Origin of the sequence: Natrialba aegyptia DSM 13077, assembly GCF_000337535.1 — an archaeon.
GTDB lineage: Archaea > Halobacteriota > Halobacteria > Halobacteriales > Natrialbaceae > Natrialba > Natrialba aegyptia.
In genome coordinates this window covers 1-12,872 of sequence record NZ_AOIP01000065.1, presented here as the reverse complement: position 1 = coordinate 12,872, position 12,872 = coordinate 1, and the positions used below count along the sequence as shown (strand labels likewise).

Genomic DNA, 12,872 nt, shown 5'->3' with positions numbered 1-12,872 from the left:
TCTCCGGTAGCTGTATCTAGTGTCCGCCTTCGGTAGCTGTATCCGGTGTCCGTCTCCAGATCTACCTTCCGTATCTAGAACCCAGCGTCAGTCCGACTCCGACCCCGCTCCCGACGAGTTCGGTTCGACGAGCCAGACGGTGAACTCTCCGTTGTCGTATAGTCGACTGACCGACGGGTCGTCCGTCGCTTGCTCGAGATCCGACGACGAGTAGGACTGAATCTCGTTCCGTCGGTCGGGGGGTTGATCTGCCGCCCACTCGATATCCGCCGTTTTGGTGACGAGGTAGGTTTCGTTCTCGTAGACGGCCGCCATCGAATCGGCGTCGTCGTAGCCCAACCGGTCCGGAAGTTGGTAGGCGTCTACCGATCGGTGGAACTGTCGATCCTCGGGCGTCGATCGAGAAAGACCGTCGAAGTAGCGCTGGATGTTTTCGGACATTCGGAACGCTCGCGTCTCCGGTGCCGTCTGGTGGTGATCGTGTTGCCACTCCGCGCCTGCCATCGTCGCGTGCGTGACGTGACTGTTGTCCTCGTAGGTGACCGCGCCGGCTAACAGCGCCGTTCCGAGAACGGTCAGGCAGAGTCCGCCAAGCGCTAGAGTCACGCCGATGCGTTTCCATCCGTCCGTATTCGGTCGCTGCGAGGCAAGTCCGGCGATCGCGAGCCCGAGCAGGAAAATCGCCCCGACGAGGGTGTAGTTGTTGAGCCGGACGATGTTGCGCGAGAGGACCTGCGAGGCGATCAGGAACAGTGCAACGCCGACGCCGGCGCTGAACTGGGCGGCGAATAGTAGTTCGAGACGGCTTCCGCGACGGCGGAGGAGGCGGATTGCGATCACGGCGACGATAATCGCGCTGACGCCGGCGTACAGGACGACCGTCCCCCACTCGAGAACGAGAAATTCCCAGACCAGTTCTCGAATCGAATAACTGGTCTGCTGTGCGGCACCAGCGTATCCCACGGCCCCACCATCGATATCGCGAGTGACCGCCCGAGCGAGGAATTGGGTTATGTGACCGATCGAAAGGTACCAGAACACGCCGGGAATCAAGATGATGAACGGAAGACGGTACGTGACGGCGGAGGTGCCGTGATCGCGGTCTCGTCTCCCAGTCCGATTCCGACGACGCTGCAGCACTCGCCGAAGCGAGGGGGCGGCGACGATCAGCGCGTAGAGAGCGAGCGCGAGCGCGGTCACGAGGGCCGTCACCGGATGGTAGAACACGAGTACGGTTCCACAGATCAGTATCGACCCGAAAATACCCTCGTGACCGGAGCGACGCCGCCGCGCCCACCGATGCGTAAGCGCCAGGAGGAGCGGGAGAAACGGCAGGGCGAACAACCACGGCAGGGTCATGAGGTGGTGCGAGACGAACACGAGCGGAAGCGCCGCTCCGAGCGTTGCGAGACCGCCGCGATGGCCGAAAAACGCGCGCCCGGCGAGATAGCACGCGCCGACGAACAACGCGAAGAACCCCAGTGCAACGATCGGCTGGAGTTCGCGCATCGACAGGCCGGTCACGGTTACGAGGGCCGTATACAGTAGGTGCGTCGCCGGGTATCCCGTTTCTGGAAGCAACCCGTTCTCGAGCACGTCCCGAACGATTCCGAAGTGATACAGCGCATCGGACATCGGCGTCCCGTAGATGTAGTACCCGCGAAACAGTGGCAGCGCGAAGAAGACGCCGTACGCGCTCGCGACGATCGCGAGTCCGTGCCGCCAGCCGCGTTCACCGGTGATGACCGACCGGAACAGCGATCCGAGCCCGGCGACCAGCGCCAGCGCAAATCCGGCCCACGTCCACAGGGGGTAGGCGTCGTAGACCGACACCTCGTACCCCGCCGCAGGCGGTGTCGTCACTACCCCGACGATGAACGCGAGCGCGCCGAGCACGCCGATCCCGGGACCGAGCCACCATCGATCGCCCATCGATACTATGTCCGGTGACTATCGTCATCAGTAAAAACGTATCCCCGCAGTCACAGCCTACTGCGATCCGCGCGGCGAGTCTCACGCGATGAAACGGTTCACTCCAGATAGCCGAGTTCGGCGCGATGACGTGGTCGACGGCCGCGTCCCCGCGGATTTCACGGCGATGATCGTCGTAGCGGCCGTACGGAGTGTGTGCGTCCATGAAGTGGATCCACCCGAAGAACTCGCCGGACGACTGCTTCTCCCGGAGCCACGGGAGGGATTCGTCGACGATATCCGAATCGGTCGTCGGCGGCCGGTACGCACCGCCCGAACCGGTGCCGGCGACGAACTGGTAGGCCGGTCGCAACACGCGTCGTTTGAGCGCGTTCGGGCGGATCAAAAATCCACGCAGCGACACGCACACCGGACTGTACGCTTTTTAAACCTGTCACAGCACCGGCTGTCACGCTGTTCCACCGGGCCCGAACGGCTCGGTTTAGCGACGGCGTTCCTCGAGAGTGGTTCGAACTATCGAGGGCCTATATCAGTCTTCGAGACCGTTTTCCGTCGATTTCGTGCCTAGATTTAAGCGACCGTTCGTACTTCTATATACAAATGTCAGAAACGCTTTGCGTTCTCGGTCTCGACGCTGCGGACTATCGCCTCGCGACTCGCTGGCAGTGTTCGAACCTCCTCCTCGAAACCAGCGCTGAACTCGAGTCGATTTCCTATTCGCTCGACGTGCCGGCGACGCTCGAAGTGTGGCCGTCGATCGCGACCGGCACGCCGCCGGCGGAACACGGCGTCGTGCTCGACTCGGTCGGATGGGACAATACGTCCGGATTGAACGTTCTCGTCCGGATGGCACAGCTCCTTCCCGACGCGGCGTCCGAGCGCCTCGCCGCGGCGAAAGAACGCCTCGACGAGGGGGGCTTTCCGTACACCGACGACCCGACCGTTTTCGACGACGGGAGCGTCCGGAACTGGCCCGGCGTGACGCCGGCGCACGACTGGGAGCGAGAGAGCGAGTGGTTCGAGCAAGCGACCGAGGGTCGCATGGCGACGACCGAGTTCATGCGGCGCTATTTCGGCAGCACCGGGAGCTGTCTGGGATGGCTCGCCGGACAGGCGCTTTCGGACGTGCCGATCGCTGGCGTGCACGCGCACATCCTCGACCACGCAGGACACATGTACGCGCGCCGGCCCGCCAAACTTCGAACGGTCTACGAGCGGATCGACGCGTTGGTCGGCTGGCTTCGATCGCGCGTCGATCGGTTGGTGATCGTCTCCGATCACGGTATGCAGACGACGGCGACGGACGATCCGGAGCCGGGCGTCCACTCGGAGCACGCGCTCGTCGCGACGACGGAACCCGGTCCCCTCCCGACGGACGTGTTGTCGGTTCGACCGTGGCTCGAGGACCGCATCGAGGCGGACGGTGAGGGGACGAGCGATCCGACCGCGTCGGTCGACGCGCCGCGGGAGCACCTGGAAGATCTCGGCTATCTCTAAGGGACTGGTATCGGACCAGTTCAGCCGTCCCGATCGGTCGAGCGAAGCGACTCCGCCACTCGATCGGGGAGGAGGGAGACGAGCGTTTCCGCCGGAAGCGGACTCAGCGCGGCAAGTTGCTGCACTTCGTCTCGGCGAACGGCACCGGTCGCAAGCGCGGCCGACGCGAACGCCAGCGCGCCGATCGGCGGCACGAGGGCGAGCGAGAGAACTCCCGATTGGAGCACGTACGGCAGGCCGATGATCGGGACGGCCGCGAGCACCGCCGTCGCGACGGTGCGGACGATCCGGATGTCGACCAGGGGATCGAACCCGAGTCGCCGAGCCGTCCAGACGTGAAGTCCGAACATCGAGCCGTAGGAGATGCTGGTCGCGATCGCAGCGCCGCTCGTTCCGAATCGGGGGATGAGCGCGACGTTCAACGCGACGTTCATCGTGGCTGCCACGGCCGTGACCACGACTAGCAGTCGAAGATTATCCTGGCCCTGATTGATCGCGAACACCGGGCGAGCGACCGCGAATCCGAGCGCTCCCGGCAACAACAGCAACAGCGGCACCACGGCCGCGTCGAACTCGGGACCGAAGTAGAACGTGAGGAACGGTTCGGCGAGACCAGCGACGCCGAGTACGAGCAACAGGGTACAAAGCAGCGTGTACCTGACCGCGCGGCTCCCGATCTCGCTGAGCCGATCGTATCGCTCCTCGATCCACAGGTTCGAGGTCGAGTGCAAGAGCGTAAGCTGAACCGCGGTCGGCACGAACCACAGGAACTCGGCGACGACGAGGGCGGCGCGGTAGAATCCAGTTGCGGAATCCCCTGCCAGGAAGCGAAGCAGGATGATATCGAGGTGATAGAGCGAGAGCAAGAGAAACGCCAGCGTCATGGTGGAGACGCTGTACGTTGCGAGGCGTTTGCGCGGAACTGTTTCGGGAGTTCGGCGTCCGATCTTCGAGAGATCGATCCGCTGCGAGACGAGCGCGAGCGCGACTCCGGCGGCGATGGCGATCCCGAGCAGTCGACCGAGCAGGACGGCTGCGACGCCTCCCCCGACGACCGAAAGGATCGCGATGACGACCACGAAAAACAGTCGGTCGACGATCTGTAACGGCTCCGAGTAGGACTCGAGTTCGAGTCCCATGAGTCCGCTTCGTGCGATCCGAAACGCGGCCCGTAGCGGGATGATACAGGCGAGTAGCAGAAAATAACCGGTGAACTCCGATCCGAGCGGCGAGACGAACGGAGAGCGAGAGAGGAGCAGGACGAGGACGACCATCCCCGCGGCGAGAACGGCGACCATTCGGAAATAGAACGCGAAAACGTGATCCGTCCACCCGTCCGCGTTGCGGTCTTCGGCGATGTACTTACGGATTCCGTTGAACGCGCCGGCGTACACGAAGACGAGGAGCCACTGGAGCGCCGAGAGCACGAACGAGTAGTCGCCGTAGCCGCCGCTGCCCAGCAGTCGCGTGAGAAGCGGCGTGGTGGCGACGGTAAGCACCAACACGCCGAGTTGGGACCCGAAGATGGCGCTAAAGCTGCGGACGATTCGCCGGCTCATCGAACTCGATCGCCACCTCCTCTTCCTCGACCGGCCCCTCGGTAGTCACTCGGCGAACGCGTCGCATCGGTCGTCCTATCGGTCATATATCGTCCACTCCGTCATGCCGTCTCGGACAGGATGCGATGGTACTGCTCTCTGACGATCGGATACGCGTGCTCTCGGCGGATCGTCTCGCGGGCAGTATCGCTGAGCACGTCCAGATCCTCGCGCTGGAGAACTTGCGACACCGTGCGATCGATCACTGTTGCGTTCGCCTCGTCGAGGAGAACGCCGTTTTTGCCATCGGTGACGATATCGGGAACGCCACCGACGGGCGTCACGACCGGAACGGTCCCGCAGGCCATCGCTTCGAGGAGGGCCTTGGGAACGCCTTCGGACTCGGATGGCAGGAGCAGCACTTTCGCGTCGTCGAGATAGGCCGGTAGCTCCTCGTGGTCGACCCAGCCGGTGAGCGTGACGTTGTCGGCGAGACCGCGGCGCTCGACGGCTGCTTCGACCTCCGGGAACAGCGGCCCCGATCCGATCAGCGTAATCCGAACGTCCGGGTTTGACTCGACGAGTTCAGGGAGCGCGCGCACGATACGGTCGACGCCTTTGACGGCTGCGAACCGGCCGACGAACACGACGTCGGTTGATCGCTCCTCGGCGGGAGTTCGTTTCGCGAAGGCCGTACAGTCGACGTAGTTGAGATTCGCGGCTTGCGTCGTGGGCGAGGGCGGTATCGGAAGGCGGGGAACGTCCATGTGTTTCGACAGCAAGATGACGTCGGTAGCCAGGGTGCATGTAAGGCCCTCGACGAGTTCGATGATCCGGCCGATCGACCGCGTCAAAACTGATTGCTGGTGCTGGGCGTCGAATCCGTCCTCGACGGAGCCGAGGATGAACACGAGCGTCTGAAGCCCGGCGAGCTTGCTCGCGAGCAGGGGCAACAAGAGCATACTGCCCCCGACGTGGAAAAAAACGGTGTCGGTCGTCCGGCGGCGGTGCCACAGCGCAATTGCGATCCTGAACTGGTACCGAACGTAGGACAGGATGCGCGACCCGGTCGCACTCGAGTCGGGACGCGCGACCGGAACCGGTTCGACGTTCCATTCGTCGCGCTCGGTATCGATGGACTCCGGGCCGACGATCGCGATGCGATCGACTTCGCGGTCGTAGATGTCGATGAAATTTTGAACGTCCTCGTATGCGGCGTGCGTTCGATCCAGTTCGGCGGCGAAAAGAACGAGCGCTATCGAACGTGGGGGCATCTGGCTGTCGCGTACCATTGGAGCCGCCTTAGTGTTTGATGACAGCGCCGTGACTGTCCGGTTCGATGACCGTTTTGACGGAGAGTAGTGACGTTCTACGGGTCCCCTCGAAATTGCACACCCGACCTCCCCCCGGCGATCGAGCGCGATAACGCCGCCGTAACGGAACGACTCACCGAAGCACTTGTTACAGAGAGTCTGGAAGGGGGCGGCAATGTCCTTCGGCCGCGAGTTCACGGCAGCGCTTGGAGCGCTCGATGTCGAAAACGTGTTCGTCTACGTCGGTGATGCGGTCCGGTGGGACGCCGTTCCCGACCGACTCGCCGACCGCGGAGCGCTCGTTCGATCGATAAGCGCGTCGACGCACAGTCCGAGTTCGTTCGCGTCGCTTGCGACCGGGCGGTATCCGGCGACCCACGGCGTCGCGACGTTCACCAATCAGGTGTCATCCGACGCGTTTCGGCTGTTCGATATTCCGGGATACGACACTCGCTTCCGGAACTCGATTTTCGCCTATGCAGAACGGGAACACGGGGAGACGACCGATCCGATCTACTCCGTTCTCGACGTGGACCCGCCGACTGACGACGATCCGCTCACGGGACTCGAACCGCCGTTCGTCTCGATGGAACGCGGTCCGGGCGGTCACGCGCCCTACGGGGACTTTACCGGGACTGCGTCGGCGTACTTCCAACAGCGCGGATCGAGCGAGACGGCGACGATCCGGGACGACTACCGGCGCAGCGTCGAGTTGGACGTCGATCTCTTCTTCGAGCGACTGGAGCGCCTCGAACGCACCGGCCGCGCCGAGGACACGCTCGTCATCTACACGTCGGACCACGGCGAACTGCTCGGCGAGGGCGGCGAACTCGGTCACAGCTCCCCGATGCGACCCGAACTCGTCTACATCCCGACGCTGTTCTGTCATCCCAAATTGCCGACGACCACGATCGACGACGCCGCGTTTCACCACGCGGACCTCCTGCCGACCGTCCTCGACGTGCTCGGCGTCGACGTGGCGACGCGGGCCGCCGGACGAGTGCCGTTCGACGGGCGCTCGGCGGCGGCGGAGATGCCGACCGGCCCGCGGCCCTGTACGTACGAGAATCAGGTGCTGCCGGCGTCGATCCCGTTTCTCTCAGGCTCGCTCAACTACCAGGGGGCGTGGGACGCCGACGGCGGTTACGTCTTCGCCCGAAGCGCGCTTCCGGAGCGGCTCCTCGTCCTCGCCGGAAAGGCGACCGCCAGCGCGAAGCGCCGCTACGTGCGACGGCATTTGCCGCGCGCACTGCGATCGTACGCTCGCGCAAGCGAAACCGAGTACGGAAGTCCGGCGTTTACCCCCGACGAGGCGGAGCAGTTGCTCGAACGGGTGACGGCGGACGCGGTCGAGCGAGAGACCGTCTCCCTGTCGGACGACGCCCAGCAACGGCTGCGGGATCTCGGATACACCTAAGGCGTCGACCCGGCCGGTTTCGGATCCATTTCTCCGCGTAGGCTCCGAGTTCAGTCGCACAGCGACACCACACTTTATGCGCTCGGTGACGAACGCGGCTTCCGAATGCGCGTTCTCACCAGCCTCGCAGATCCGCGCGTCGGCGGCCCGCAGTTGCGGTCGTTGGCCGTGGCCGAAGGGCTTCGCGACCGCGGGGTCGAAACGGTATTTCACCTTCCGGACGGCGACGATGCGTTCGAAGCGATGGCGACTGACGCGGGATTCGACGTTATCAGGCCCGGTCCGCCTCGATTATACCCTCCGCGACGCGTCGCCGCGAACGCCCGGTTCGTCGCCGGCTTGGGACCGGCCGTCCACCGACTGGCGTCGGCGATCGACCGGTACGGTATCGACGTCGTTCACGCGGGGATGACGCTCGCCGTTCCGGCCGCGCTCGCCGCTCGCCGGTCGGGGACGCCCCTCGCCTGGTTCTTCAACGATACGGGGACCCCGTGGCCGCTCAACCGCGGGGTCGCCCGCCTCGCCCGAGCGACGGCGGACGAACTCGCGCTCGCCGCGGACGCGGTACAGGATCACTTCTTCGACGGCTCGGTTTCGACCCGGACGGTCTACCCGCCCGTCGATACGGCCGCGTTCGATCCCGAAACGGAACCGGACGCCGGCCGGTCGGTTCGCAACGAACTCGGCGTCGCGGATGACGTGCCGATCGTCGGGACCGTCGCCAACATCAATCCGGTGAAGGGCTACGAGTACCTGCTGCGCGCCGTCGCTCGCGTTCGCGCCCGGGTCGATTCTGTCGTCGTCCCAATCGTCGGCAAACGACTCGAGTCGCGCGAGACGTACTTCGATCGGCTGCGCTCGCTCCGGGCGCGACTCGGGCTGGAGAACACCGTTCGGTTCCTCGGTCACCGGTCGGACGTTCCGCGACTGCTGGGTGCGTTCGACGTGTTCGTCCTGCCGTCGGTGCGGGAGGCCTGTCCGATCTCGGTGCTCGAGGCGATGGCGATGCGGACCGGAATCGTCGCGACCCGGGTCGGCGGCGTGCCGGAACAGCTCGATGACGGCACCCACGGGTGGCTCGTCCCGCCGACGGACCCCGACGCGCTCGCGACGGCGATCCTCGAGGCGCTCGCCTCGCCGGCGGAACGCCGCCGACGCGGAGCCGCCGCTCGCTCCCGCGCCGAGGCGGAGTTCTCCGTCGAGCGGTGCGTCGACCGCCACCGCGAGTTCTACGAGGCGGCGCGGTCGGAACGCGGATCGCGTTCGGCCGAACCGGTACGCGCTCGGTAATATCCGCGATCGACGCGGAAACTCGGCGAAAGCCGCCCCTACGTGCGTGGATTCTTTATCCCGTACGTAGACGGGATTCGTCAAGAATGCCCGCTCCACGCGTCGCGTTCGTCCTCGGAACTCGGCCGGAGATCATCAAGCTCTCGCCGCTCGTTCGAGCGTGTCACAGACGGGAGATTCCACACACCGTCGTCCACACCGGCCAACACTACTCGGAGTCGCTCGATACGGTCTTCTTCGAGCAACTCGAACTGCCCGCTCCGGACCACAACCTCGCCGTCGGCTCCGGAACCCACAGCGAACAGACCGCCGAGATGATTCTCGGTATCGCTGAGATTCTTTCGGACGAACAACCGACCGACGTGATCGTCCAGGGGGACACGAACTCCGCGCTCGCGGGCGCAATCGCGGCGAGCAAACAAAGCACTGCGCTCGGACACGTCGAAGCGGGACTGCGAAGCTTCGACCGGGAGATGCCCGAAGAGATCAATCGAATCCTGGCCGATCACGTCGCCGATTCCCTGTTTGCACCGACCGATGAAGCCGCACGCCTGCTCGAAGCGGAGGGGATCGACGCGGACCGCATTACCGTCACCGGAAACACGATCGTCGACGCCGTCTCGCAGAATCTCGAACTCGCGACCCGAAAGAGCACGGTTCTCGAAGAGTACGACCTCGAACCCGACGAGTTCTATCTGCTTACCGCCCACCGCGAGGAGAACGTCGACGATCCGGATCGCTTCGCCGGTATCCTCGGCGGCGTCGGCGAGTTCGCGCGCCGTACCGACCGCACGGTTCTCTATCCGATCCACCCGCGTGCACGCGAGAATCTCGCAGCCTTCGACCTCTCGGTGCCGCCGTCCGTTCGACTCGTCGACCCCCTGGGCTTTCTCGATTTTCTCGTCCTCGAATCCAGCGCGCGGCTCGTCATTACGGATTCGGGCGGCGTCCAGGAGGAGACGTGTATCTTGCAGACGCCGTGTCTCACCGTCCGCGACACCACCGAGCGGCCCGAAACGGTCGACGTCGGTGCGAACCGCCTCGTCGGAACCGAACCGTCGACGATCCTCGCCGGTGCCGACGAGATGGTCTCCCGCGACGGTTCGTGGTCGAATCCGTTCGGCGACGGCACCGCCGGGGAACGGATTCTTGACAGTTTATTGTAGCGTTTCGTGATGGTTTGCTCCAGATACCGGCACAAACTAATTATCGGTGTTCGTCGTGGCACGGAGTATGGCATCAGTGCTCGTTACTGGAGGACTCGGAGCCGTCGGCGCACCGCTCACAGCTGAACTCGAACGACGCGGCCACGACGTTTGGGTCGCCGACCTCCCGTGGAGCGAACGGGAACGGTACTATCGGTGTGACGTGAGCGAATACCGCCAGCTCGAACGGATCTTCGAGGACCGCGAGTTCGAGTACGTCTATCACCTGGCCGCCGAGTTCGGTCGCAAGAACGGAGAGGACTTCTACGAGACGATGTGGTCCTCGAACGCGGTCGGAACGAAGAACGTCCTTCGGCTGCAAGCCGAGCACGGCTTTCGGCTGGTGTTCTCCTCGAGTAGCGAAGTCTACGGCGATTACCCGGACGTGATGGAGGAGTCGGTCCCGCTCGAGGAGGGGCCCCGACAGCTCAACGACTACGCGATTTCGAAGTGGGTGAACGAACAGCAGATATTGAACGCCGCGGATCGACACGGCACCGAGTCGGTTCGGGTCCGGTTTTTCAACACGTACGGCCCGGGCGAGCGCTACAGCGAGTACCGAAGCGTCGTCTGCAAGTTCTGCTACCGTGCGTTACACGATCTGCCGTACCACGTCTACGAGGATCACCACCGGTCGTTTACCTACATCGACGACACCGTGCGAACGCTCGCGAACGTCGTCGATTCGTTCCGTCCCGGCGAAGTGTACAACATCGCCGGCACGGAGTACTACGACATCAAAGAACTCTCGGACACGGTGCTCGGCTACCTCGGCAAGGACGACGAGGCGGTCGAATACCGCGGCACGGAAACCCACAACACCCTGGACAAGAAGGCGAGCATCGAGAAGGCGGTGCGCGATCTGGATCACGAACAGCGAGTCTCGCTCGAGGAGGGCGTCCCCCGAACGATCGACTGGATGCGTGAGTACTATGACATCGAGTGAGAACGAGAGCGAACTGAGCGGCCCGAGCGGCCTGGGAGGTCCGGGCGACCCAGTGCTCGACCCGGTCGAAGACATCGTCGTCATCGGCACCGGATTCATCGGCTTACCGCTCGCGCTGTTACTCGCCGACCACGGTAAGCGAGTCGTCGGCGTCGACATCGATCGAAACCTCGTCCGGGAGATCAACGACGGCACGCTCAACGTAGACGAGGACGAACTCCAGGACCTCCTGACGACGGGCCCCGTCGAACGGAACCTCGAAGCGCGAACCGAACCGACCGACGGCGACGCGTTCGTCATCTCGGTCCCGACCCCGCTAACCGAACCGAACAAAAGTCCCGACCTCTCCGCGCTCGAAGCGGCTCTCGAGTCGATCCAGCCGTACCTCGAACCGGGCGATCTCATCAACGTCGAATCGACGATCCCGCCGCTGACCTGCGAGGAAACGATCGTCCCCTTCCTCGAAGCGGCGGGGTTCGAACCGGGCGCGGACGTCCAACTCGCCCACTCGCCCGAACGGATACTCCCCGGGAACGTGTTCGACGAACTCGTCGGAAACGATCGCGTCATCGGCGGCATCGACGAAACCAGTCGCCGACGGGCGGCATCGATCTACGAACCCTTCCTGGAGGGCGAGATCTACTACACGGATCTGCTCTCCGCCGAACTCTGTAAGCTCATGGAGAACACGTTTCGCGACGTCAACGTGGCGCTCGCAAACGAGTTCGCGCTGATCGGCGAGGAACTCGACATCGACATGAGCAACGTGATCGAACTCGCGAACAGACATCCGCGGGTCGACATTCTCCAGCCCGGTATCGGCGTCGGTGGTCACTGCCTGCCGATCGATCCGTGGTTCCTGAACGAGGCCGACCCGGAACACACGAATCTCATCACGAGCGCGCGACGAATCAACGACAAGATGCCGGCCGTTGCGACGCAAAAGATTCGGCGTGCGCTCGCGTCCCACGCGGACCCGACGGTCCTCGCGTTCGGTGCGGCGTACAAGCCGAGCGTCGACGACTGTCGGAACAGCCCCGCGATGCAGATCGTCGCCGACCTGCGCGACGACGGCTACCGCGTGCACCACTACGACCGCTACGTCGACGAACTCGCCTACGACGATCTCCCGTCGGTTCTCGAACGCGAATCGCCCGACGTCGTCGTCCAACTGGTCCCGCACGAGAGAACTGTCGCCGCCCTCGAGTCGGAGCGATCCCGACTGGCCGACGCCGGCGTCGACGTCCTCCAGTTCGGCGTCGAAAACCCGATCGAACCCTGATCCGCCAACGCATGTCAACAGCCACTGCACAGTCGAGACGAGTTCAACCGAACGACGAACTGAGCGACGCGAAAACGGAAACGGAGACGGGAACTGAAACGGAGACTGAGACGGAATCGACGTCCGTCCTCGTCATCTCGCAACTGTTTCCCCCGGAGTCGATGGCCGGCGCGCACCGCTGGGAGATGCTTCTCCGGAACGTCCCCGACAGCGTCGAGTCCCGCGTCGTCTGTCCCCAGCCCTCGGTCCCCGTCGGCGAATTCGACCGGCGGTACAGCCTCTGGTCGAACGAGCGCGTCGACGACGTCCCCGTCACGCGGCTCTTTACCTACCAGCCGACCGCGGATCGGTCGAACCTCGAACGGATCCTGAACCACGTCATCTTCGCGGTGCTCGCGACGGTGTACGTCCTCGTCCACGGCCGGAAGTACGACCTGTCTCTTATACACATC

10 protein-coding genes and 1 pseudogene are annotated in these 12,872 nt (G+C 64.1%); 8 read left to right on the top strand and 3 right to left on the bottom strand.

All coding sequences use genetic code 11. The features are described from left to right. Positions 1-87 precede the first annotated feature (87 nt). Positions 88-1,932, bottom strand: a complete 1,845-nt coding sequence (locus C480_RS21280) for a hypothetical protein (protein WP_006667730.1) — start codon at positions 1,930-1,932, stop codon at positions 88-90. Positions 1,933-2,135: 203 nt separating this feature from the next. On the opposite strand from C480_RS21280, the gene C480_RS23605 reads away from it, so the two are divergent. Beyond that, complete coding sequence (locus C480_RS23605; RefSeq protein ID WP_161607041.1) at positions 2,136-2,273, top strand: hypothetical protein; 138 nt, start codon at positions 2,136-2,138, stop codon at positions 2,271-2,273. A gap of 259 nt (positions 2,274-2,532) precedes the next feature. Further along, positions 2,533-3,429: an alkaline phosphatase family protein gene (locus C480_RS21275; protein ID WP_006667729.1), complete on the top strand. Its 897-nt coding sequence runs from the start codon at positions 2,533-2,535 to the stop codon at positions 3,427-3,429. Between the two features lie 20 nt (positions 3,430-3,449). On the opposite strand, the gene C480_RS21270 is transcribed toward C480_RS21275, so the two are convergent. Together C480_RS21270 and C480_RS21265 are read right to left on the bottom strand one after the other, a co-directional pair. Beyond that, positions 3,450-4,988, bottom strand: coding sequence for an oligosaccharide flippase family protein (locus C480_RS21270; RefSeq protein WP_006667728.1), 1,539 nt, complete (start codon positions 4,986-4,988; stop codon positions 3,450-3,452). Between the two features lie 101 nt (positions 4,989-5,089). Next, entirely contained in the window at positions 5,090-6,259 is a 1,170-nt protein-coding gene (locus tag C480_RS21265; protein ID WP_006667727.1) for a glycosyltransferase, read from the bottom strand. A 196-nt stretch (positions 6,260-6,455) separates the two neighbouring features. Between C480_RS21265 and C480_RS21260 the strand changes: the two genes are divergently transcribed. From C480_RS21260 to C480_RS21235, 6 genes and pseudogenes are all read left to right on the top strand, one after another. Continuing rightward, the gene (locus C480_RS21260) at positions 6,456-7,697 is read left to right on the top strand and encodes a sulfatase-like hydrolase/transferase (protein ID WP_006667726.1); all 1,242 of its coding nucleotides are present in this window, start codon (positions 6,456-6,458) and stop codon (positions 7,695-7,697) included. Positions 7,698-7,802: 105 nt separating this feature from the next. Continuing rightward, positions 7,803-8,987 carry a glycosyltransferase family 4 protein gene (locus tag C480_RS21255; RefSeq protein WP_006667725.1) on the top strand — a complete coding sequence of 395 codons (1,185 nt, stop codon included), beginning with the start codon at positions 7,803-7,805 and terminating at the stop codon, positions 8,985-8,987. Positions 8,988-9,073: 86 nt separating this feature from the next. Continuing rightward, entirely contained in the window at positions 9,074-10,153 is a 1,080-nt protein-coding gene (gene wecB / locus C480_RS21250) for a non-hydrolyzing UDP-N-acetylglucosamine 2-epimerase (protein ID WP_006667724.1), read from the top strand. A gap of 67 nt (positions 10,154-10,220) precedes the next feature. Next, entirely contained in the window at positions 10,221-11,138 is a 918-nt protein-coding gene (locus tag C480_RS21245; RefSeq protein ID WP_006667723.1) for an NAD-dependent epimerase/dehydratase family protein, read from the top strand. Next, entirely contained in the window at positions 11,125-12,420 is a 1,296-nt protein-coding gene (locus C480_RS21240) for a nucleotide sugar dehydrogenase (protein WP_006667722.1), read from the top strand. Before C480_RS21245 ends, C480_RS21240 begins: the two co-directional genes overlap by 14 nt. 11 nt (positions 12,421-12,431) lie before the next feature. Next, a pseudogene (locus tag C480_RS21235) lies at positions 12,432-12,872 on the top strand (glycosyltransferase family 4 protein); the annotation flags it as partial.